Raw genomic sequence first — 24017 nt, forward strand, 5'->3', positions numbered from 1 at the left:
TCAAGGAGATAAAAGGATGTCTGGAACCCTAGCAACCCCGCGCGCGCTACTGTCGCTGCTGGTGGCGGCCTCTTTGGTGGTCGCCGGCGCCGCGCAGGCGGACGATGTCGGCATCAAACCGCAGGACATCAAGCGCGAGGCGCTGTCGTCGACGGTGGTGGAGATGGCCTACAGCACCTCGCAACAGGCGCTGTTCGTCAGCGCGCCGGACTGGAAGGAAGAGGCGCGTTCCCGCGTGCTGCGGCTGGATCCCAACACCCTGGCGATCAAGGCAGAGATCCCGCTGCAGGTGAAAGGCTTCGGCGTGGCGTTGAACGACGCGGGCAATCGCCTGTACCTGACGCAGGCCTTCAACGGCGAAGTCGGGGTGGTGGACACCACCACCAACCACGCGTTGGGCAGCATCAAGCTGCTGGACAAAGCGGTGCTGGAGCAGGCTTACAAGCAGGCGGGCATCAGCGGCAAGCGCCTGGATTTCCTGTTGGCGGAGCTGAAGAAATTCAAAATCACCGAGGACTACCTGTACCGCCTCCGCGAGCTCAAGTATGACGCGCAAAGCGGCCGTCTGTTCCTGCCGGGCCTGGGCTTCGGCGTCGACAGCGTGCTGTACGTGGTCGATACCAAGGCCGGCAAGCTGGAGAAAGTGATCCCGGGCTTCGGCTACAACGCGGTGGGCATCACGCTGGATGAGAAGGGCCGTCGGGTATTCGTTTCCAACATGCAGGGGCAGGTGATCACCCTGAACGCCGACACGCTGGCGATCACCGCCACGCACGAAGTGCAGGCCGATCAGCTGCTGAACCTGGTGTATGACCCGGCGAGCAATCGCCTGCTGGGCGTCGATCAGGGTATCGATCGCGACGACTACCGCAACCATCATCTGGGGCACGACTACGTGAAGCGCAGCAGTGGCCACCGGGTGTTTGCGCTGGATGCGGACAGCGGCAAAGTGCTGGCCAGCGAGCTGACGGATGAGGTGCCGATCGGTCTGCTGCTCGACGAGCGCAGCCAGCGGCTGTATGTCGCCAACCGCAAAGGCGTGCGCGTGGATCACGGCGCCGGGACGCTGACGGTGTTCGACGCCAAGACGCTCAAGCGCCTGCAAACCGTAGACCTGCCGCCGCACCCTAACAGCCTGGCGTTGGATCCGAAAGGCGACGCGCTGTTCGTGACGGTGAAAAACGACGGCGCTTCCACCAAGGCCGGCAAGCCGGAAAGCGTGGTGCGCATTCAGCTGCACACCAGGTAACGAGAGAGCGAAAGTAAAAAGGGGCGCCGCGGCGCCCCTTTTTCGTTGGGTCATGTCATCAGAAGTGGGTGTTGATGCTCATGTAGTAGGTACGGCCCGGTTCGTTGTAGGTGGCCGCGCCCGCGCCGGCGATGTTGATCGCGCCGGTAATCGGGTCGCCCACGTTCTGCGCGTTGCCGGCGCGGAACTGGCGTTTGTCGAACAGGTTGTCGATGCCGGCGGTGACGCTGACGTTTTTGGTCAGGTCATAGGTCGCGCTGGCGCCGACGACGGCATAAGGGCTGACCTCGCGGGTTTCGCCGCCGGTGGCCGGTTTACCCTGGTAGTTGTACTTCTTCGGCTTCTGACGGCCGTACCAGGTCAGGGTGGACTGCATCGACAGATCCTGCGTAGCCTGCCAGCTGAGGGTCGAGTTGACGGTGAACTTCGGGATCACCGACAGGTAATCGCCGGTGGTCTTGTTCTTGTTCTCGATCATGTAGGTGGCGTTGTTGCTCCAGGTGACAGTCTCGCTGACCGGCACGTTCAACGAGCCTTCCAGCCCTTGTACGACCGCTTTCGGTACGTTCTCCCACTGATAGACCGCCGTGCCGGTACTGCTGGTGGCGATGCGCGAGTTACCCGCTTCAATCTTGTTGTGGTAATCGTTGCGGAAGTAGGTCACGCCGGCCAGCCAGCCTTCGTTATGGAACTCCAGCCCGATCTCTTTGTTGACGCTGGTTTCCGCCTTCAGATCGTCGTTACCGAGCAGGTAGCAGCCGTTTCTGACATCGCTGCCCGCACACCCTTGGCCTTTGCTGTACAGCAGGTAGTTGCCGTTGGTCTGGTACAGGGTCGGCGCCTTGTAAGAACGGGCGATGCCCATTTTCAGCGTGAAGTAGTCGCCCAGTTCCTGCGACAGGTTCAGCGCCGGGCTCCAGTTGTTGCCGGATTCTGAATGCAGATCGTAACGCAGACCCGGCGTCAGCATGGTGGTGTCGGTCAGCTCGATGTTGTCTTCGGCGAACAGCGAGAAGATATGCGCGGAAGCGTAAGGGCTGCGCGTGCCGTTGCCCATGCCGGGAATAGTGCCGCCCATCAGCGTTTGGCTGGTGGACGTGCCGTCTTTCATCCGCTGTTGGGTCCACTCGGTACCCAGCGTGGCGGTCTGTGAAACGCCCAGCTCAAACGGCACGCTGACTTCGCTGTGCGCCAGGAAGTCGTCCAGCTTGGTGGTGCCGAAACCGGTATTTTTGGTGTCGAAGATGCCTTCGGTGCCGCCGGCCAAGCCCTCGTTCAGGCGGGTGTTGCGGGTGCGCTCGAACTGCACGTAGTTGTTGGTGCTCACGCCGTTGTCCCAGGCGCCGCGGTGGGTCAGGCCGAAGGTTTCACGGTAGATGCGGTTGGTCTCTTTGCCGTAGTTGCTCTGCACCAGGGCATTGGTGTTGGTGTTCTGGGTATCGCCGGAATACAGGTTGCCCTGGCGGCCATAGGCATACTCGAACTCCAACGACTGCAGATGGGCGAAATCCCAGTGCAACAAGGCGTCGATGTTTTTATCGACCACCCCTTCGCGCCCGGCGGGCAGGCTGTTGGCGTAGGCGCCTACGCGTTCGGACTTGTGTGATTCGTTAATGTCCCAGGCGTCGGCCTGCGTTTTGCTGTAGCCGCCGAACAGGCGGAAGCTCAGGGAATCGCTCAGCGGGCCGGACAGGCTGAAGTCGGTGCGCTTGGTGGCGCCTTCCTGCTTGTGCTGCGGCACGTTGAAGTAGCCGTTCAGCGAGCCGTGCAGCGCATCGCCGGCCTTCTTGGTGATGATGTTGACCACGCCGCCCGCGGCGCCGTTGCCGTAGCGCGCGGCGGCAGGGCCGCGCAGCACTTCGATGCGCTCGATCATTTCTGGCGGCACCCAGGCGGTATCGCCGCGCGAGTCGCGCTCGCCGCGCCAGCCCTGACGCACTGAGTTGCGGCTGGAGGCCGGTTTGCCGTCGATCAGAATCAGGGTGTTTTCCGGGCCCATGCCGCGGATATCGATCTGGCGATTGTTGCCGCGCTGGCCGCTGGTGGAGTTGCCGGTCAGGTTAACCCCGGGCATGGTGCGGATCAGTTCGCTGATGTCGCGCGCCGGCGGGCGTTTTTTGATCTCTTCGGCGGTGATGGTGGACACCCCCGGCGCCTGCAGGTTCTGCCGGGCGGCGGTCACGACGATGGTGTCTTCGCCGCGCGGCTTTTTATCCGCTGTGCCGCTGTTTTCTTCCGTGGTGGGGGTGTCGGTCTGCTGCGCGGCGTTGGCGAACGCGGACGCGCCCAATCCCAAGCCGATAAGAGTGGCTAAAGAATAACGTGATAGCTTGCTTTTCATTTGAGTGTCCTACCTTGCTGCCATCCCTCGCCGAACGGGGGGAAGGGCGGTTGTAGTTTTTGTGTAGTCGGAAATAGAAAATCGGCTGCGGCAAGGGATGCCATTGATGTATCCCCGATCCCTGTCCGTTGCGCGCAATACCAGCACGATCTCCAAGCCTTACACACTATTGCAAATGCAAATTATTATCAATAGTATTTGGCGTACAGTGCGTTCGGGCGGTGGCCGGCGATAGGGAAAAGTCGACGTTCCCGGTGCCGCCAACTACAAAATGGGTAGGCGTTGTGAATACAGAACTACAGTCAGAAAGCAGCAGATTATTGGCCAGCAGCAATGCGGGCAGTCCAGGGTGGTGGTTGACGGTGGCACGGCGCGGTACGCCATGGGTAGAACCGGCGGGTAACGGCCGGTGGCGAACCACCTTTTTCTGGCGCGATCCTCAGGGATGCGAATTGACCTCCGCCTACCGTCGCGTGTGGATCAACATTAACTGCCTGACCGACCATCACCAGCCGAATCCGCCGCAAAGCCTGCAGCGTTTGGCCGGTACCGACGTGTGGTACTGGCAGACCGAGCTGAGCGGCGCCTGGCGCGGCAGCTACTGCTTTATCCCCTGCTTTGACGAGCGGCCGCCGGCGTTCAGCGGCGACGATGCGCACGCCAACATGCACAACCTGCGCCACTGGTGGCACCAGGTGTTTGCCAGCGCCACGCCCGATCTGCTCAACCCTTATCGCTCCTGGCAAAGCGCCAGCGGCCACAGCGTCTCCGGCCTGCACATGCCGGATGCGCCGCCGCAGCCGGTATGGCGCTCGTTCGACGAATATGAGATCGCCAGCGGGCGCTGCACGCCGCCGCTGCCGGCGCGTTTGCAGCGCCATACCTGGCAGAGCGAGCGCCTGGGCAACAGCCGCGACGTCTGGATCTACACCACCGGCGACAGCAAGCCGGCCGAGCGCCCGCTCGCGATCCTGCTCGACGGCCAGTTCTGGGCGAAGCAGATGCCGGTTTGGGAGCCGCTGATGCAGCTGACCCGCGAAGGGGCATTGCCGGAAGCGGTGTATGTGCTGATCGACATCATCGATCTGCCGCATCGGTCGCGCGAACTGACCTGCAAGGACGACTTCTGGCTGGCGGTGCAGGAAGAACTGATGCCACAGCTGGCCGACTGGGCGCCGCACAGCGACAAACCGGCTGACACGGTGGTGGCGGGGCAAAGTTTTGGCGGCCTGGCCTCCCTGTATGCCGGGCTGCGCTGGCCGCAGCGCTTCGGCGCGGTGATCACCCAGTCCGGTTCCTACTGGTGGCCGCGGCGCGACATGCTGCAGCTGCCGAGCATTCCCGACGACGCCTGCTGGTTGCTGCAACAGGTAGAACGGCACGGCTTGGGCAATCACGGCGCGCTGAAGGTATTTATGGAAGCCGGTTCGCAGGAAAAACTGGTGCATCGGGTCAGCGGTGAAATGGCGGCACGCCTGAGCGACGCCGGCCATCGGGTGCACTACCGGGTGGTGGAAGGCGGGCACGACGCGCTGTGTTGGCGCAGCGGCCTGACCGATGGGCTGCAGGCGGTCTGGGCTTCCGCTTTCGCCACCGCTTATCCGGCATCGGCGACGGCAACGGCACGAGGAACACATGGTGGAAAGCCTGAATCCGTTCGATGATCAACAGCAGCGCAGCCTGGTGCTGCGCAACGTACAACAACAATACAGTTTGTGGCCGGATTTCCGCGCCATTCCGTCCGAATGGACGATCGTCTTCGGCCCGGCGGCGCGCACCGCGTGCGCCGAATGGCTGGAGCAGCATTGGCAAGACATTCTGCCGGTCGCAGCACGCGAGGCGTGACCGGCGCCAGGTAATCACGGGAGCAATAAGCAGTGTCACACACCCCTAACTCTCTCAGCGGCCCGGCGCTTGCGGGCGAATGGCCGCTGGTCGCGGCGCAACCCGGCATCTGGGTCGCCGATCAAATCTCCCCGCATCGCAATGCCTACGCGGTCGCACATGCCATCGAACTCAACGGCCCTGTTGCCGTGGAGCCTCTGCTGCAGGCCATCATCCAGGGCCTGAACGAGGTGGACATGCTGCGCCTGCGTTTTGCGGAACGCGACGGCGTGCCGGTGCAATGGCTAGACGACGCGCTGGCGGTGCACGAGCCGGAACTTGTCGATCTGACGACGTCGCCGGACCCTGAAGCCGCCGCGCGTGCGCTGATGGACATCGATCTGGCGAGCGATCTGCGCGCCGGCAGCGGCGCACCGCTGTATCGCCATGTGGTGATGCGCCTGGCGGACGATCGCTGGTTCTGGTATCAGCGCTATCACCATCTGCTGGTGGACGGTTTCAGCTTCACCGCCATCGCTCGCCGTGTGGCGGCGATTTATACCCACCTTTGCCGCGGCGACGCGCTAGAGCCGACGCCATTTACGGCGTTCAGCGACGTGGTGGCGGAATACCAGGCTTACCGGCAGGCGCCGGCCTGGCAACGCGACGCCGATTTCTGGCTCGAAAAAGCGCGGCAGTTGCCGCCGCCGGCCACGCTCTGCCCGCAGCCGCTGGCTGGGCAAACGCCCACGCCGCGCATCCATCGATTGGAACAGCGCTGCGATCCGCAGGCCTTCGCCGAACTGGTGCAGTGTGGCGCACAGCAGAAGCTGAACGCCGCCGATATGGCGGTGGCGCTGGTGGCGCTGTGGGTATCGCGCCTGAGCGGCCAACCGAGCTTCAGCGCCGGTTTTATCTTTATGCGCCGCACCGGATCGGCCGCCCTGTGCGCTGCCGGCCCGGTGATCAACGTGTTGCCGATGGAGATGCACCTCGAGCCGCAGGCCACGCTGTATGAGGCTGCCACCCGCATCAGCCGCGAGCTGAAAACGGTGCGCCGCCATCAGCGCTACGACGCCGAACAGGTGCAGCGCGATCTGGGCCGCATCGGCGACGGCGAACCGCTGTACGGCACGGTCTTCAACTTCAAAATGTTCGATTACCAGCTGGATTTCGCCGGTATCGAAGGCATTACCCACGATCTGGCCTCCGGGCCGGTGCGCGATCTGGAGATTGCGCTGTTTATCGACGAACACCATCAGCTGAAGGTGGAGCTGCTGGCCAACGCCGAGCGTTACAGCCGCCAGGAACTGCAGGCGCACCTGCAGCGGTTGCCGCTGCTGCTGGCGCAGTTCGCCGCGCAGGCAACGTTGCCGATCGGCGAAGCCGATATGCTGACCGCCGACGATCACGCGCTGCTGGCGCGGGTCAACGACACGGCGCACCCGGTGCCGGCGACCACGCTGAGCCAGTTGCTGGCGCAGCAGGCGCAAACCACGCCGGACGCACCGGCGCTGGCGGATGCGCATTTCAGCTTTACCTACCGCGAAACGCGGGAGCAGGTTATGGCGCTGGCGCGCGAGCTGGTGGCGCAGGGCGTGCGGCCGGGCGACATCGTGGCGGTGGCGCTGCCGCGTTCGGTGTTCCTGTCGCTGGCGTTGATGGCGATCGTGGAAGCGGGCGCCGCCTATCTGCCGCTGGACACCGGTTATCCGGACGAGCGGCTGGCGATGATGCTGGAAGACGCTGCGCCCCGGCTGGTCATCACTAACCCGGCGCAGCAGGCGCGTTTCGCCGACAAGGGCGAAATCTTGCTGTATGACGCGCCGCTGGCGGCCGATCACGCCGCCGGGGTGGCGATCGCGGGCCCGACGCCGGACCATGCGGCCTATATCATCTTTACCTCCGGCTCCACCGGGCGCCCGAAAGGCGTGCTGGTCGGCCATCAGGCGATCGTCAACCGCCTACTGTGGATGCAACACCAGTATCCGCTGGGGGCGGACGACGCGGTGCTGCAGAAAACGCCGTGCAGTTTCGACGTCTCGGTGTGGGAATTCTTCTGGCCGCTGATGGTCGGCGCCCGGCTGGTGATGGCGCCGCCGGAGGCGCATCGCGATCCGCAGCAGCTGCAACAGCTGATCGCACAACACCGCATTACCACGATGCACTTCGTGCCGTCGATGCTGGCGGCTTTCGTGGCCGCACTGGACGACGACGCGGCGGTGGCGAACTGCGCCGCGCTGCGCCAGGTGTTCTGCAGCGGCGAAGCGCTGCCGGCGGAGCTGTGCCGCCTGTGGCAAAGCCGCACGGCGGTGCCGTTGCATAACCTCTACGGCCCGACCGAAGCGGCGGTGGACGTGACCTGGCATCCGGCTTACGGCGACACACTGGCGAAAGTGACCGGCGCCAACGTGCCGATCGGTCTGCCGGTATGGAACACCGGGCTGCGTATTCTTGACGCGCGCCTGCGGCCGGTGCCGCCGGGCGTGGCGGGCGATCTGTATCTGACCGGCGTGCAGCTGGCGCACGGCTACCTTGGCCGGCCGGATCTGACCGCCAGCCGCTTTGTCGCCGATCCGTTCGGCGAGGGCGGGCGCATGTACCGCACCGGCGACGTGGCGCGCTGGCTGCCGGACGGCACGGTGGAATATTTGGGCCGCAGTGATGACCAGCTGAAGATCCGCGGGCAGCGTATCGAGCTGAGCGAAATCGACCACGCCTTGCTGTCGCTGCCGGGCGTGCGCCAGGCGGTGACGCACGCGCTGGTGCTGCAGGGCACGCCGGTGGATGCCGGCGGCGATGCGCGCCAACTGGTGGGTTATCTGGTGATGCAGCCCGGCGCGAGCTGGGATGCGGAAGCCCTGCGTGCGGCGCTGGCCGACCGTCTGCCACCGCACATGGTGCCGGTGGCGCTGGTGGAAATGAGTGATTTGCCGCTGAGTGCCAACGGCAAGCTGGATCGCAAGGCCTTGCCGCAGCCGCAGGGCGGTGAGCGCAAGGCAGGACGGCCGCCGCAGGCCGGGCTGGAAAGCGAGATCGCGGCGGTGTTCGCCCGTTTGCTGCAGCGCGAGCAGGTGTTCGCCGATGACGACTTCTTCGCGCGCGGTGGCCATTCGCTGCTGGCGATGCGGCTGGCGGCGGAGTTGCGCCGCGATCTGGGCAAGGCGGTGTCCGTCGGCCAGGTGATGGTGGCGTCGCGCGTCGAGCAACTGGCTGCCTTGCTGGCGGAAGATCGCACGCAGGAAGAGGCCGATCGCAGCGGCTTCGACAGCGTATTGCCGCTGCGCGTCACCGAGGGGCCGACGCTGTTCTGTCTGCACCCGGCGTCCGGTTTCTCCTGGCAGTTCAGCGTATTGCCACGCTATCTCGATCAGCACTGGTCGCTGGTCGGTATTCAGTCACCGCGGCCGGACGGCCCGCTGGCGCTGAGCGAAGATATGGATCAGGTGGTGGATGCCCACCTGCAGACGGTGTTGCAGGTCCAGCCGCACGGGCCGTACCACTTCATCGGCTACTCGCTGGGCGGCACGCTGGCCCAGGGCATCGCCGCCCGGCTGCAGGCGCGCGGCGAGCAGGTGGCGTTCCTCGGTCTGCTGGATACCTATCCGCCGGAGACCCAAAACTGGGACGTGATGCTGGACGACAACGTGTTGAAGGAAGTGCAGCGCGAGCGCGAGCAGTTCCTGGCGGTGTCGCAGGATACGCTCGATCCGGCGCTGGGCGAAACGCGCACGGCGATGTTCGACAACATCGAAGCCAACTACGCCGATTCGGTGCGGTTGCTGTCGCACACGCGTACCGCCCGTTTCCATGGCCAGGCGACGCTGTTCGTCGCCAAACGTACGCTGCAGGAAGGGATGGACGTGCAGCAGACCTGGTCGCAGTACGTCGATGCGCTGCAGGCGCACGAGCTGGACTGCGCGCATGTCGATATCGTTTCGCCGGCGTCGTTCAAAGTGCTGGGGCCGCTGCTGAACCGGATCTTGCGCACGCTGTAATCGCGCTCGTCATCTCGCCGCCAGGCTCGGGGATTACCCCGCGTGTGGCGGCGTTTCTTGCGGTTGCTCACAATTGAATATCAATGATTTTTATTATCATTATTGATTTCGTCATCTGTGCTAGCATAGCGCTCCGCAACTGCAGAATCCCCGTTTAAAGATGTGGTGAACAACCGATGAGTAGCAAACCCTCCATCCTGCTTGATTTCAGCCTGTTGAAAACCAACCGGGCTTTCCGCGCGGTGTTCTGCGCGCGCTTTATCTCCATTGTGGCGCTGGGGTTGATGGCGATCGCCATCCCGGTGCAAATCCAGGCGCTGACCGGTTCCACCCTGCAGGTCGGGCTGGCGGTGACGCTGGCCGGCGGCGGCATGTTCGCCGGGCTGCTGATGGGGGGCGTATTGGCCGATCGCTATGAGCGGCGCCGGCTGATCCTGTTCGCGCGCTCCACCTGCGGCATCGGCTTCGTCGGCCTGTGTCTCAATGCCCTGTTGCAATCGCCTTCGCTGGCGGCCATTTATCTGTTGGCGGTGTGGGACGGTTTCTTCGGTGCGGTGGGGGTGACGGCGCTGCTGGCGGCCACGCCGGCGCTGGTGGGCCGCGAAAACATCGTGCAGGCGGGCGCCATCAGCATGCTGACGGTGCGCTTCGGCTCGATTCTTTCCCCGGCGATTGGCGGCCTGGTGATCGCCCACATGGGCATTGCCTGGAACTACGGCCTGGCGGCGTTCGGCACCCTGCTGACGCTGTTGCCGCTGCTGAGTCTGCCGCAGCTAATGCCGCCACCGCAGCCGCGTGAACACCCGCTGCGCGCGCTGGCGGGCGGCTTCGCCTTCCTGTTCCAGAACAAGGTGATCGGCATGGTGGCGCTGATCGGCGCGCTGCTGACCATGGCCAGCGCGGTGCGCGTGCTGTACCCGGCGATGGCGGAAAGCTGGCACATCGACGCTGCCCACCTCGGTTATATGTACGCCGCCGTGCCGCTCGGCGCGGCCATCGGCGCGTTCACCAGCGGGCGCGTGGCGCACGTGGCGCGCCCCGGCTGGGTGATGCTGCTGACGGCGATCGCGGCGTTCGCCGCCATTGGCCTGTTCGGCCTGATGCCGTGGTACAGCCTGGCGTTGCTGTGCCTGGTGGCGTTCGGCTACCTGAGCGCGCTGAACTCGCTGCTGCAATACGGCCTGATCCAGAGCCTGACGCCGGACAATTTCCTCGGCCGCATCAACGGCCTGTGGACGGCGCAAAACGTGGTGGGCGATGCGCTGGGCGCGTTGCTGTTGGGGGCGATGGGCGCCTTCATGCTGCCGGCGATGAGCGCCAGCGGTTTCGGCTTCGGCGCCGCGCTGCTCGGCATCCTGTTGCTGTTCGCCATGACCGGTTTGCGCCAGGTGACGTTGCACAAACCGGAGCCGCAGCCCGCCACAGAAAAGTAGTCGAACGCGTTAAGACAACGCTGTGGGATCAAATAGCAATGCTTATCATCGGCATGCGTAAAACCCACAGCGTTTATGTCATGATTTCGAAATGAAAGAAGTGCTTACGTTTATTGACATAGCAAATATCGGCGAGTAATTTAGCGCGGAATTAACTCAAATGATAATCATTATTATATTGGTTATCACTTCAAATCCTTGAGGGCGAAGCGATGGATACTGCCGTGAACGACATCAATCGAAAGGAAATGCAGGAGTGCGAAGAACACCGGTTCGCCGCTGATTTTTCTCCGGCGTCGGGCTTCTTCTTTACCTCTCCTTTCCGCAGCTTGACCACTACCGGTTGTTTCAGCCGCATTCGCCTGCCGGCCGCAGACGGCGCCGACCTGAACGGCGAGTTCCAGCGCAGCGTGCGGCAGGCGTTTGCCGAGGCCCGTCAGGCCGGTATCAAAAAACCGCTGCTGTGCGGTGCCATCCCGTTCGATACCCGGCAGCCTTCGGCGCTGTTTATTCCGCAGCAGAGCCGCTGGTTCGATCGCGCCGCCTTTATGGCCGGCGTTCGGCCGCCGGCGAACGGCCCTGAACTGGCCGGCGTGACGGAGCTGCCGCCGCAGCAGCCGTTTATGAACATGGTCAGCGACGCCGTCGACGCGATGAAGGCCGGTGAGCTGGATAAAGTGGTCTTGTCGCGCCTGCTGGAGATCGAAACGCGCCAGCCGGTGGATCGCCATGCGCTGATGGCGCGCGTGATTGCCCAGAACCCGCACGGTTTCCATTTCCATGTGCCGCTGGAGCAGGGTGCGCTGTTGGGCGCCAGCCCAGAGCTGCTGCTGCGCCAGGACGGCGGCCGTTTCTATTCCAACCCGCTGGCCGGTTCCGCCCGGCGCGAGGCCGACCCGCAGCGCGATCGCGAAGTGGGGGAGCGGCTGATGGCCTCGGCGAAAGATCGCCACGAGCATCGCATCGTCACCGAAAGCATGCGTGACGTGCTGGCCGGCCGCTGCCGCTACCTGAACGTGCCGCACACCCCTGAACTGCTGACCACCACGACGCTGTGGCATCTCTCCACGCCGATCGACGGCGAGGCGGCGTCTCCTGACGAAAATGCCCTGTCGCTGGCCTGCCTGCTGCACCCGACGCCGGCGCTGTGCGGCATGCCGACGGCCGAGGCGCACGCCCTGATCGGCAAGCTGGAGCCGTTCGATCGCGGCCTGTTCGGCGGCATCGTCGGCTGGTGCGACGACGAAGGCAACGGCGAGTGGGTAGTGACTATCCGCTGCGGCACCGTTGACGGCAACCGGGTGCGGCTGTTTGCCGGCGCCGGCATCGTGGAAGACTCTTCACCCGAATCTGAATGGCATGAAACAGGCACCAAACTCAGCACCATTCTGCGTGCCTTTGGTATGAATCAAGGATAACGACAAGATGAGCATTGCCTTTACCCCCTGGCCGGCGGAGTTCGCCAGCCGCTATCGCGAACGCGGCTACTGGACTGACAAGCCGCTGACCGAGATCCTCGACCGCCAGGCCAACAACGACGCCCCGGCGATTATCGACGCCCAGGGCAGCCTGACCTACCGCGAGCTGCAGCTGCGTTCCGATCGTCTGGCGGCCGCTCTGCTGCGCCGCGGCGTGAAATCCGGCGACACCGCGTTGGTCCAACTGGGCAACGTGGCGGAGTTCTATATCGTGTTCTTCGCGCTGCTGAAAATTGGCGTGGCGCCGGTCAACGCGCTGTTCAGCCATCAGCGCAGCGAGCTGAATGCCTATGCCGAGCAGATCAAACCGGCGCTGCTGATCGCCGATCGCCAGCACGGGCTGTTTGCCGACGATCAATTCCTGAACGCCTTCCGCGATGCGCATCCTTCGCTGCGGGTTGTGGCACTGCGCAGCCAGCCTGAGGGTGAGCTGGCGCTGGCCGCCTGGCTGGACGAAGCCAGCGACGGTTTCGTCGCGCAGCCTTCTGCGGCCGATCAGGTGGCGTTCTTCCAGCTTTCCGGCGGCAGCACCGGTACGCCGAAGCTGATCCCGCGTACCCACAATGACTACTACTACAGCATTCGCCGCAGCGTGGAGATCTGCCGTTTCGACGCGCAGACCCGCTATCTGTGCGCGCTGCCGGTGGCGCACAACTACCCGATGAGCTCGCCGGGCGTGTTGGGTGTGTTTTATGGCGCCGGGCTGGTGGTGTTCGCCGCCGATCCGGACGCCGCGCAGTGCTTCCGCCTGATCGAACAGCACCAAATCAACGTGACGGCGCTGGTGCCGCCGGCGGTCACGCTGTGGCTGCAGGCGATCGAAGAGTGGGGCGGCAATGCCCAACTTGCCAGCCTGAAACTGCTGCAGGTGGGCGGCGCCAAGCTGGGCGAAACGCTGGCGGCGCGTATTCAGAACGAAATCGGCTGCCAACTGCAGCAGGTGTTCGGCATGGCGGAAGGGCTGGTGAACTACACCCGGCTGGACGACGACGAGCGCCACATCCTGACGACGCAAGGGCGGCCGATGTCGCCGGATGACGAAGTGTGGGTGGCGGACGACGACGGCAATTCATTGCCGGCGGGCGAGGTCGGTCGGTTGATGACGCGCGGGCCTTATACCTTCCGCGGTTACTACCAGAGCCCGGCGCACAACGCCGATGCCTTCGACGCCGACGGTTTCTACTGCTCCGGCGATCTGATCAGCATCAGCGAAGACGGCTACATCACCGTGCAGGGGCGGCAGAAAGACCAGATCAACCGCGGCGGGGAGAAGATCGCCGCCGAGGAAATCGAGAACCTGCTGCTGCGTCATCCGGACGTGATCAACGCTGCGCTGGTGTCGATGCCGGACGCGCTGATGGGGGAGAAGAGCTGCGCTTATATCATCGCCAACGCGCCGCTGAAGCCGGTGGTGCTGCGCCGCCACCTGCGCGAACAGGGCGTGGCGGACTTCAAACTGCCGGATCGCTTTATTCAGGTGGACAGCCTGCCGCTGACTCCGGTCGGCAAAGTGGACAAAAAACGGCTGCGTCAGCAGCTCGACGAGCAACTACAGACTCAGGCTCAGGGAGATTAATCGATGGCCATTCCAAAACTTAATGACTACGCGCTGCCGACGGCGGACGAACTGCCGCAAAATAAAGTCACCTGGCAGGTAGAACCGCAGCGCGCCGCGCTGCTGATCCACGATATGCAGCAGTATTTCCTCAATTTCTGGGGCGAAGACAGCGCGCTGATCAAACAGGTGGTGGAGAACATCGCCAACCTGCGCCGCTACTGCAAACAGCAGGGCATTCCGGTGTTCTATACCGCGCAGCCGAACCAGCAGAGCGATGAAGACCGTGCGCTGTTGAACGACATGTGGGGGCCGGGCCTGAACAAACACCCCGAGCAGCAGGCGGTGACCGCCGCGCTGGCGCCGGACGAAGACGACACGGTGCTGGTGAAATGGCGCTACAGCGCCTTCCACCGCTCGCCGCTGCAGGAGATCCTGCAGGAGTCCGGCCGCGATCAGCTGATCATCTGCGGCGTGTATGCGCACATCGGCTGCCTGACCACCGCCATCGACGCCTTCATGCGCAACATCCAGCCGTTCATGGTGGCCGACGGCCTGGCGGACTTCTCGCGCGACGAACACCTGATGGCGCTGCGCTATACCGCCGGCCGCTGCGGCCGGGTGGTGACCACCGCGTCTCTGCTGCCGGCGGCCGGCATCGCCAGCATCGACGCGCTGCGTCAGCAGATCCTGCCGCTGCTGGACGAAGACAGCGAAGACATGGGCAACGATGAGAACCTGATCGATTACGGTCTGGATTCGGTGCGCATCATGGAGCTGGCGACCCGCTGGCGCAAGATCCGCGGCGACATCGACTTTATCGCGCTGGCGCGCAACCCGACCATCGACAGCTGGTGGGCGCTGCTTTCCGAAGAGAAAGCCTGATTTTAATAACGATGAGAGGGCGGCCGCTCGGCTGCCCCGTTGGCTCTATAAGGAGATTTCGATGAATGCTTTGATCACCAAGGGAAAACGTGCGGCATTTCCGCTGATGCTGCTGTCCACACTGCTGTTCTCCAACTCGTTGCTGGCGCAGACCGCGCCGGAAGTGCTGCGCAAACCGGTCGGCAAGGGCGCCTATGAAATGGCCTACAGCCCGAGCGAGAACGCGCTCTACCTGGCGACGTCGCAGAGCCGCAAGCTGGACAAGGGCGGCATCGTTTACCGTCTGGATCCGACCACGCTGGACGTGACCCAGATTATTCATAACGACATCAAACCGTTCGGCGCCGCCGTCAACGCCAAGACCGGCACGCTGTTCTTCGGCAACACGGTCAATAACTCGGTGACCGCCATCGACGCCAAGACCGGCGACGTGAAAGGCCGCCTGGTGCTGGACGCGCGCAAGCGTTCCGAGACCGTCAAGCCGCTGGCGCCGCGCGAACTGGTGGCGGATGCCGACAGCGATACCCTGTACATCACCGGGCTGGGTGAATCCAGCGTGGTGTGGGTGGTGGACGGCAAGGATCTGACCCTGCGCGCCACCGTGACCGATACCGGCAAATACGGCACCGGCCTGGCGCTGGATGCCGCCGCCAAACGCCTGTACGTCACTAACGCCGACGGCGAACTGGTGACCATCGATACCCAGAGCAACAAGGTGCTGTCGCGCAAGAAGCTGGATGAGTCCAAAGAGCACTTCTTCCTGAACATCAGCCTGGATACCGCTACCCATCGCGCGTTCATCACCGATTCCAAGCAGCCGCAGGTGCTGGTGGTGGATACCCGCAGCGGCAACATCCTGAGCAAGATCGACGTGCCGGAATCGCTGGCGGTGCTGTTCAACCCGGCGCGCAATGAAGTTTACGTGACCCATCGCCAGGCGGGTGAAGTGAGCGTGATCGACGCCAAGAGCTACAAGGTGCTGAACACCATCAAGACGCCGACCCACCCGAACAGCCTGGCGCTGTCGCCGGACGGCCAGACGCTGTACGTTAGCGTCAAGCAGGCTTCCAGCCGCGAGAAAGAAGCGACCGCGCCGGACGACGTGATCCGCGTAGCGCTGAAATAATCCCGCGCAGGGTAAACCCCCTCGAACAGGCGAAGCGGCGACGCTCCGCCTGTTTTTTTTTTCGCCGTGCGATCTGCGGTATAAAGTGTGGATTGCCTTATTGATCCGAAGGAACGTGGGTTATGCCTGCCTCACGCACACCGCTGTTGTTGTCCGTTATTACCCTGCTGCTGCTGGCCGCGCTGATCCACAGCGGCATCAGCCCCTACGATCGCACCACCTGGTTGATGGAGGTGGCGCCGGTATTGATTGTTTTGCCGTTGCTGTGGCTGACCCATCGCCGTTATCCGCTGACGCCGCTGCTCTACACGCTGATTTTCTTCCATGCGCTGATCCTGATTTTCGGCGGCATGTACAGCTATGCTCGCGTGCCGCTGGGCTTTGAGGTGCAGCAGTGGCTGGATCTTGGCCGCAACCCGTACGACAAACTGGGGCATTTCTTCCAGGGATTGGTGCCGGCGCTGGCGGCGCGCGAGATCCTGCTGCGCGGCGGTTATGTGCAGGGCCGCAAGATGCTGGGCTTCGTGGTGTGCTGCATCGCGCTGGCGATCAGCGCGGTGTATGAGTTGATCGAGTGGTGGGCGGCACTGGCGCTGGGCCAGGGCGCCGACGAGTTTCTCGGCACCCAGGGCGACCCGTGGGACACGCAGTCCGATATGTTCTGCGCGTTGCTCGGCGCGATAGCCGGCCAGTGGCTGTTCGGTGGCTGGCAGGGTAGGCAACTGCGGCGTTTAAAAGAGTAAGCCTTGTTGCGTTAAGCCTAGTGAAAATAGCGACTTCTCGTGCCGCCCAGTATTTTCCGGGCGGCATTTTAATGTCGACATGATAAGAAATAGATAATCATCAGTTAAATGTTTGGCACCCTGTGATACAGCACAATGTTATTTCTTATATTTATGATTATTTAGCTTTTTATGCGTTTTTCTAGGAATTTTCTTAACTCGCGCCGTGTGCTACTATTCTCATGTTTAACAAGGGCTAATTATTATTAATTAGTTTTTTGAGCGGGGAATAATGAGATACATAATTAATAATAAGATTAAATATCATGAAGATAGATCAGAGTTGGTGGATATCAATGCTGAGCTACCGCCTCAACCGCTCACCGCCACCCTGAACCGCCTGCTGTCCACATTGGTCAGAAACAATAACCTGGTGCTCTCCCGCGATACCCTGCTGACGCAGGTATGGGAAGCGCACGGCCAGGTGGCCTCCGGCAATAACCTCAATAACACCATTTCCATCCTGCGCAAGATGTTCGCCGCCCTGGGCGAGGACGAGATTATCGTCACGCTGCCGCGCCAGGGATTTATGTTTACCGCCACTTCGTTGAAGACGACGGACAGCCTGTCGGAGAGTTCGTCGGAGATGCCGATCCCGGCGGCTGCAGAAAGCGCCTTGCCGACCAAGCCGCTGCGAGCGCAGCGATTTAAGCGCCTCGGGTTGGCCGCGTTGCTGCTGTTGGCGGCGGGGAGCGGTCTGTGGGCCTGGCAGGACGCCGGCTATGCGCCGATCAGCACGGTAAGCGTAGGCAACATCGGCAGCTGTGAGGTGAAGTTCATCGCTTCTTATCATAAGACCGGTTCCGGCAAGGCGGATTTGGCGCACTTGCAAACGTTGCTGGATAAACGAAATCATATTCACTGTAGTGAACCGGCGACGCTGCTTTATTACGACAGCCAGTCGGTGGTACCAGGCAGCGCAGAACGCGTGCGATCTTCTTACTTCTTTTATTGTCCGCAGACGGCGATGGCGGCGGGCAAAGCGCAATGCGAGAACTACTATGAAAGTCTGGAAAAATAACCGGATATGGCATTACCGTTACGCGCTGTTAGTCTTTGCGGCGCTGGCCTGCTGTTGCGTCGCCGCTTATGTGCTGTTCGCTATGCCGCAGGTGCCGGAATGCCGGGCGTCGATGCGGGTGCATAATCAGGATAAAGATGCGGCGATGGAGCGTGTGCTGCTGGTGAGCATCGTGCCTGAGGGCGCGCGACAGCTCACTATGTTGATGAGCGGCAGTTTTTTTGATGGTGATACACGTTATGTGGTCGATCGCTCCGTGGAAATGAGTTACCAGCGTCGCGGCAGCAACTACACCATGTGGGTAACGAAAAATACCCGCAAGCCGCAGGACTCTGTCGTTCGCGAGGATATGAATCGCCGGTTGCCTATCGCCGGGCAGCAGTTGCATATGCGCATCGAGCGTATCGATCGGCATCACTATCTGTTTACTGATAACCATTCGCCGCTTTTTGTCTGCGTGACTGGCGCATAACGGTCCCCCCCAGAATTACCGGGGGGCCGATGTTGTCTCTGACCCTGGGTATCAAGAGCGAAAAGATTAAGGTTGATTGCCGGCTATATAATTATTGATGCAAGGGCTGTTACCGGTACGCGGGCAGTAGGTGACCTGCTGTTCATCCTGGTTAGTGCTCTCATTAAGAATGTTAGCGTAATAATAGACGTCGGCCCGCGTACGGCAATTGAAGCCCGCCTGTTGTATCACCTGCTTGATGTTCTCCAGGCTTCCTCCACCTAAAGTCATACTGTACACCTGGCAGCTTTGGTAATTCCCAAGTGGATAAACGCTGATACGCGTGCTGTTTTGATACAGCACAATGATGGCAAAAGGCACCAGACAGGCAGCGGCAATCATTATTAAGCGTTGTAATGCTCGTCGGATGCCGGGGGGAGAAGTCCCGGGGGGCGGCGTAGACGCTATTTCCGTTTCACGGTGCTTTTCTTCTCTATATATTTCCACCTTATTTTCATTCGCTTCATGAATGTTTCGAGCAATAAATTTAAACCCCTGACGTGGATAGGTGACGATAATCTCCTCGGCGCCAAACTGCGCCAGTGATTTACGTAACCCGGAAACGTAATTGTTTAAGTTATTGTTGGAGGCTTTCAGCCCATAATCGACCCAAACATCATTAAGCAACCTCTCTCGCAACAACAGCTTATTATTATTCTTGATGAACAACGAAAGCAGTCTGCTGGTCGGCTTCAGTAAAGCTATTTTATTGCTGGCATTATCGACATGCATCAATGTGCCTTCCTCCTCGTTATAGAGGATGCTCTCATTTATAATGAAAATCATTTTATTTACCCGTCAACTTTCCTGTCGAGAGATTATTCTGAGACCTCTGTGTACTTTTTTCAATCCCTTGAGTTGCAGGGCAATAGGATTTTTCTCTTTATTCGTGTAATTGAAATGAAATGTTTATCTGCTTACAAGTTTTTTAATATAAATACTGATAATTAAATCCTATTTATCGGGATTTTAATCTATTTAATTATTATTTTATCGATAATAATCCTGTGTTTTTGTATTTTTGCGACATAACGTTTCAAATGGAAGGCGCTAAGTGTAAATTTGTTTCCACTGATACGGGGCGCGGAAACGCAGCGTATTAGCCACGGAGACAATGCTCAGAAATCTCAGGAATAAAACTGCTGCATTGCATGCGTGACTTAAGGATTTAATTCTTCTCCACTACTTACTAAGGAATGTAAGGAATCTCTATGAAACTGAACAAAATTATGATTGCAGCGGTATTGGCCTTCGGCGCTTCTTCTATGATGGCCCAGGCTGCGAATCAGGGTAGCGGTACCGTCACTTTCAACGGTGAAATCATCGATGCACCATGCTCTATCGCTCCGGGCGATATCGATCAAACTGTTGAAATGGGGCAAATCTCCAACCTGAGCCTGAAGGACGGCCGTGAGTCTCAATTAAAACAGCCGGTTACCATTAAGCTGCAAGACTGCACCAGCGCCACACAGAAGACAGTGCAGACCACCTTCACCGGTCAGCCTGGTGGCGCGGCCGGTAACGATAATAAAATGATCGGGTTTGGCAGCGGCAGCACTGCTAAAGGGGCGAGTATCGTTATGACCGATGACGAAAACGGTAATGCCGTGATTGAGTTGGGCAAGGCGACCGCAGGTCAGGGTATTAAAGCGGGCCAGGAAACAGCAGATCTGAAATTCACCGCCTTCCTGAAAGGTAATGGTGGCGCTTTGGATACTATCGTTCCGGGTGCATTCACCAGCGTGGTTAACTTCGCGCTGAACTATCAATAAGCGCTTTATCTGAATAATGCCAGCATGCGGGGTAGCCCGCATGCTTTTCCCCAGAATGGATTCCTGTTTGCAAGGGATAATCTCTATGGCCCTGATTGGCAAAAATGTAGTGGCGCCTTCCCTATTGGTCGCGATTTTTACGGCCCAGGCGATGCCGGCAACGGCTTCGGTTATTGGCTGGGGAAGAGTCAATATGGAAGGCGCTATTGTCAACGCGGCCTGCGCCATTGAGTCGGCCAGCCGTGATCAAACCATCGACATGAAAACTTTGCCGGTGGAACAAATTACCCGCGATGGGCACGGGCTAACCCGTTCCTTTACGCTGAAATTAGTGAACTGTGGGTTGTCGGGTGATAATTCCGCTAATTCTGGGCGCCAGCATTTCCGGATGATATTTGACGGTAATGCGGAAGGAAAAAACTTCGGCGTCATCGGCGATGCCCGTGGCGTGGCGTTACGCATTGCCGACAGTATCGGCACAGATATTTACCCTGGGGTGCCGATGTCAATAGAAAATACCCTGACAAAAGATTATCGCTTGAATTATTCAATGCAGCTGGTAGCTAACAGCCAGGTATTGCGCGCAGGGGATTACCGCTCCGCCATTCGTTTTAAATTGGATTACTACTGATTATAAATAAGTTAAAGGTTGGCGGGATCATGGATGCGAGAAAATTTAAATCGGGGGCACTCCCGTTAAGTTTATTAGGGATATGTATTTCTCTGGCTCTCTGCAGCCTGGCCTTTCAGGGGCGGGCGGATGATGCAATTCAGTTCAACACCGACATCCTGGATATCAACGATCGTAAAAATATCGATCTCGGCCGCTTTTCCAAAGGCGCCTACATTATGCCGGGCAAGTACAGCATGACGGTATTGGTGAACAAGCAGTCATTGGATGAGCAGCCGGTGGCTTTTTATCCGCCGGAAAACGATCCCGATGACAGTGCGGCCTGCGTCTCGCCGCAGCTGGTTGAAAAACTGGGCCTTAAAACCGAGTTTCTCAAGCAGCTGCGCTGGTGGCATAACGAGCAGTGCCTGGATCTGACCAGCCTCAAGGGCATTGAGGCCAGGGGCGATCTGGCGGTGTCGGCGTTGTATCTGAACATTCCCCAGGCCTATTTAGAGTACTCCACACCGGATTGGGATCCGCCGGCGCGCTGGGATAACGGCATTCCCGGCCTGCTGCTGGACTATAACCTGAACGGCCAGGTGCAGAAGAACCGCAACGGTGGCGGCCAGACGCAGCGCCTGGGCGGCAACGGTGCAGTGGGTGCCAACCTGGGCGCCTGGCGGCTGCGGGCCGACTGGCAGACCAGCCTCAATCACCAGACCGGCTCAGGGGAATCGAGCCAGAGAACGTTTGACTGGAGCCGCTATTACGCTTTCCGCGCGTTGCCGCAGTGGGGCGCGCGCCTGGCGCTGGGGGAGGATTCGCTGCAGAGCAACCTGTTCGACAGCTTCCGCTTTACCGGCTTCAGCCTGATGTCGGACGACAACATGCTGCCGCCTAACCTGCGCGGCTATGCGCCAGAGGTGACCGGCATCGCCAAAACCAACGCCAAAGTCACCATCAGTCAGCAGGGCCGCGTGCTGTATGAGGCGCAGGTCGCCGCCGGGCCGTTCCGCATCCAGGATCTGAGCGATTCGGTGATGGGCAAGCTGGACGTCAAGGTTGAGGAACAAGACGGCAGCGTGCAGCAGTTTCAGGTGGACACCGCCAGCATTCCTTACCTGACGCGCCCCGGCATGGTGCGCTTCAAGTTTGCCGGCGGCCGACCGTCGAACTGGGAGCACCAGGTGCAAGGGCCAACCTTCGCCGCTAGTGAATTCTCCTGGGGGATCAGCAATGGTTGGTCGCTGTTCGGCGGGGCCATCGCCGGTGGCGATTATAACGCGCTGTCGCTGGGGCTGGGGCGCGATCTGTTGGTGCTCGGCGCGCTGTCGTTTGATACCACGTATTCGCGGGCCAGATTGCCGATCGACGACGGCACCAAAAAAGGCGGCTCGTACCGCTTGAGCTATTCGAAAAGCTTTGATGAATACGACAGCCAAATCACCTTCGCCGGTTATCGCTTCTCGGAAGAAAATTTTATGACCATGAGCGAATACCTGGACGCGCGCTATCACGGCCTGCGGAACGGCAAAAGCCGGGAAATGTACACCATTACGTTCAACAAACAGTTCCGCGATCTGGGGATCAGTACCTATCTCAACTACGACCACCAGACTTACTGGGATAAGCCGACCGACGAACGCTACAGCCTGGCGCTGTCGCGCTATTTCAACCTGGGAGCGTGGAAAAATCTGAGCGCCTCACTCTCGGCCTATCGCAATAAGTCCAGAGGGACCAACGACGACGGTATGTATCTGAGCCTGACGGTGCCGTGGGGAGGGGATGCCAACCTCAGCTACAGCAGCTCGTGGAACCGTAACAATAACAACCAGCGGGTGGGTTACTACCAACGGCTGGATGAACACAACAACTACCAGTTGACCGCCGGCACCTCGCGCAGCGGTGAATCCGCCAGCGCGTTTTACAGCCACGACGGCGACGCGGCGCGTATCGATACCAACGTGAGTTATCAGAGCGGCCAGTATTCCTCGTTAGGCATGAGTCTGCAAGGGGGCGCCACGCTGACCGCCCAGGGGGCGGCGCTGCACCGCAGTGGGAACTTTGGTGGCACCCGTCTGCTGTTGGACACCGATGGCGTGGCCGGGGTACCGGTACGCGGCTATGGCGCCACGAGCCGCACCAACATGTTTGGCAAAGCGGTGGTGACGGACGTCGGCAACTTTTACCGCAGCCGGGCGAGCATCGATCTGACCAACTTATCGGACGAGGCTGAAGCGACGCAGTCGGTGGTGCAGGCGACGCTCACCGAAGGGGCGATTGGCTACCGGCGCTTCAACGTGATTTCCGGCCAGAAAGCCATGGCGGTGATCCGCCTGGCGGACGGCAGCACGCCGCCGTTTGGCGCCGAGGTGTTCAACCGCCGCAGGCAGCAAACCGGGATTGTGAATGACGGCGGCAGCGTTTACCTCAGCGGTATCCGCGCCGGTGAACAAATGACGGTGCATTGGGAAGGGAAGGCGCAATGTGAAATCGATCTGCCGGCGTTGCGCACGGATGTCGCTCTGAGCGATCTGCTGCTGCCGTGCCGGCGCGTGGCCGCAGGCAGTGAAGGCCAGGCAGATGCCCCGGAAAACCCGTAAATGCAATTTTTGACCAAATGGAAGCTTATTATGCGAAACAACACTGTAAAAACGCTGTCGGTAGCCGGCCTGCTGACCACCACCTTGCTGAGCGGCCAGGCGCAGGCCGCCATCGCGCTGGATCGCACCCGCGTGATTTTAAACGGCGGCGATAACTCGGCCAGCATGAACATCACCAATAAAAACACCCAGCTGCCTTATCTGGCCCAGGGCTGGCTGGAGAATGAGCAGGGTGAAAAAATCAACAGCCCGCTGATCGTGTTGCCGCCGGTGCAGCGGGTGGAGCCGGGCGCACAAAGCCAGGTCAAGGTGCAGGCGCTGCCGGCCACCAAGGCACTGCCGCAGGATCGCGAGAGCCTGTTCTACTTCAACCTGCGCGAGATCCCGCCGAAGAGCACCAAGGCCAACACGCTGCAGATCGCGCTGCAGACCCGCATCAAGCTGTTTTACCGCCCGGCGGCGATCGTGCCGAACAAAAACGCCGCGTACAGCCCGTGGCAAGAACAGCTGACGCTGACCCGCCAGGGTGCGGGCTTTAAGGCCAATAACCCGACCCCGTATTACATCACGCTGGTTGATGCCCGCAGCAGCAAGAGCGGTAAAACTGCCGCCGGTTTTGAACCGCTGATGGTGCCGCCGAAAGGTAGCGTCATGTTAGGCGCCACTGGCCTGGGCAATGCACCGGTGCTGACTTATATCAATGACTACGGCGGCCGCCCGGATCTGACCTTCAAGTGTGGCGCCGGCGATTGTCAGGTGGTGCCTGAAAAGCAAGGATAATCGGCGCCGGCAGCGGCGCTCCATCAGTTGAAGCGGCAGGGAAACT

The 24017-nt window shown here is 60.8% G+C and carries 18 protein-coding genes; 16 read left to right on the forward strand and 2 right to left on the reverse strand.

The genetic code is table 11. The features are described from left to right. Positions 1–16 precede the first annotated feature (16 nt). Positions 17–1249, forward strand: a complete 1233-nt coding sequence (locus tag QMZ29_RS21510) for a YncE family protein (protein ID WP_025304962.1) — start codon at positions 17–19, stop codon at positions 1247–1249. A gap of 58 nt (positions 1250–1307) precedes the next feature. Here QMZ29_RS21510 and QMZ29_RS21515 read toward each other — a convergent pair whose 3' ends face one another. Next, positions 1308–3590: a TonB-dependent siderophore receptor gene (locus QMZ29_RS21515; RefSeq protein WP_141971570.1), complete on the reverse strand. Its 2283-nt coding sequence runs from the start codon at positions 3588–3590 to the stop codon at positions 1308–1310. A 284-nt stretch (positions 3591–3874) separates the two neighbouring features. Between QMZ29_RS21515 and fes the strand changes: the two genes are divergently transcribed. The 11 genes from fes (at position 3875) to QMZ29_RS21570 (ending at position 18164) form a co-directional block, all read left to right on the forward strand. Next, a complete protein-coding gene (gene fes / locus QMZ29_RS21520) occupies positions 3875–5254 on the forward strand; it encodes an enterochelin esterase (RefSeq protein WP_141971567.1) in 1380 nt (459 codons plus the stop codon). Further along, positions 5229–5435 (forward strand): MbtH family protein, encoded by a 207-nt coding sequence (locus tag QMZ29_RS21525; RefSeq protein ID WP_048325765.1) that lies wholly within the window; start codon positions 5229–5231, stop codon positions 5433–5435. The genes fes and QMZ29_RS21525 overlap by 26 nt, the downstream gene beginning before the upstream one ends. 32 nt (positions 5436–5467) lie before the next feature. Further along, a complete protein-coding gene (locus QMZ29_RS21530) occupies positions 5468–9412 on the forward strand; it encodes an enterobactin synthase subunit F (RefSeq protein WP_261425416.1) in 3945 nt (1314 codons plus the stop codon). A gap of 176 nt (positions 9413–9588) precedes the next feature. Continuing rightward, positions 9589–10845 carry an enterobactin transporter EntS gene (gene entS / locus QMZ29_RS21535; RefSeq protein WP_173890395.1) on the forward strand — a complete coding sequence of 419 codons (1257 nt, stop codon included), beginning with the start codon at positions 9589–9591 and terminating at the stop codon, positions 10843–10845. 212 nt (positions 10846–11057) lie between these two features. Next, a complete protein-coding gene (locus QMZ29_RS21540) occupies positions 11058–12263 on the forward strand; it encodes an isochorismate synthase (protein WP_261425415.1) in 1206 nt (401 codons plus the stop codon). A 7-nt stretch (positions 12264–12270) separates the two neighbouring features. After that, positions 12271–13899, forward strand: a complete 1629-nt coding sequence (locus tag QMZ29_RS21545; protein ID WP_197781682.1) for a (2,3-dihydroxybenzoyl)adenylate synthase — start codon at positions 12271–12273, stop codon at positions 13897–13899. 3 nt (positions 13900–13902) lie between these two features. Next, on the forward strand, positions 13903–14763 hold the full coding sequence (locus QMZ29_RS21550) for an isochorismatase (protein WP_004930014.1): 861 nt from the start codon (positions 13903–13905) through the stop codon (positions 14761–14763). 61 nt (positions 14764–14824) lie between these two features. Next, on the forward strand, positions 14825–15889 hold the full coding sequence (gene yncE / locus QMZ29_RS21555) for a 7-bladed beta-propeller protein YncE (RefSeq protein ID WP_261425414.1): 1065 nt from the start codon (positions 14825–14827) through the stop codon (positions 15887–15889). A gap of 122 nt (positions 15890–16011) precedes the next feature. Then, positions 16012–16632, forward strand: coding sequence for a DUF2238 domain-containing protein (locus QMZ29_RS21560; protein WP_049204134.1), 621 nt, complete (start codon positions 16012–16014; stop codon positions 16630–16632). A gap of 325 nt (positions 16633–16957) precedes the next feature. Continuing rightward, the gene (locus tag QMZ29_RS21565; protein ID WP_230201419.1) at positions 16958–17692 is read left to right on the forward strand and encodes a winged helix-turn-helix domain-containing protein; all 735 of its coding nucleotides are present in this window, start codon (positions 16958–16960) and stop codon (positions 17690–17692) included. Beyond that, on the forward strand, positions 17673–18164 hold the full coding sequence (locus QMZ29_RS21570; RefSeq protein WP_197781681.1) for a FidL-like protein: 492 nt from the start codon (positions 17673–17675) through the stop codon (positions 18162–18164). The genes QMZ29_RS21565 and QMZ29_RS21570 overlap by 20 nt, the downstream gene beginning before the upstream one ends. 66 nt (positions 18165–18230) lie before the next feature. Here the strand turns inward: QMZ29_RS21570 and QMZ29_RS21575 are convergent, their stop codons facing one another. Next, positions 18231–18989, reverse strand: a complete 759-nt coding sequence (locus tag QMZ29_RS21575; protein WP_060433939.1) for a winged helix-turn-helix domain-containing protein — start codon at positions 18987–18989, stop codon at positions 18231–18233. A gap of 425 nt (positions 18990–19414) precedes the next feature. Here QMZ29_RS21575 and QMZ29_RS21580 point away from each other — a divergent pair, with 425 nt between their 5' ends. The 4 genes from QMZ29_RS21580 (at position 19415) to QMZ29_RS21595 (ending at position 23971) form a co-directional block, all read left to right on the forward strand. Then, positions 19415–19975, forward strand: coding sequence for a fimbrial protein (locus QMZ29_RS21580; RefSeq protein WP_147823588.1), 561 nt, complete (start codon positions 19415–19417; stop codon positions 19973–19975). A gap of 85 nt (positions 19976–20060) precedes the next feature. Then, positions 20061–20606 carry a fimbrial protein gene (locus QMZ29_RS21585; protein ID WP_147823587.1) on the forward strand — a complete coding sequence of 182 codons (546 nt, stop codon included), beginning with the start codon at positions 20061–20063 and terminating at the stop codon, positions 20604–20606. A gap of 29 nt (positions 20607–20635) precedes the next feature. Next, on the forward strand, positions 20636–23191 hold the full coding sequence (locus QMZ29_RS21590) for an outer membrane usher protein (protein ID WP_173890587.1): 2556 nt from the start codon (positions 20636–20638) through the stop codon (positions 23189–23191). Positions 23192–23221: 30 nt separating this feature from the next. Next, positions 23222–23971: a fimbria/pilus periplasmic chaperone gene (locus tag QMZ29_RS21595; RefSeq protein ID WP_147823585.1), complete on the forward strand. Its 750-nt coding sequence runs from the start codon at positions 23222–23224 to the stop codon at positions 23969–23971. The last annotated feature ends 46 nt before the right edge of the window (positions 23972–24017 follow it).

Source organism: Serratia sp. PF-27 (assembly GCF_030053255.1).
Classification (GTDB): Bacteria; Pseudomonadota; Gammaproteobacteria; order Enterobacterales; family Enterobacteriaceae; genus Serratia; species Serratia bockelmannii.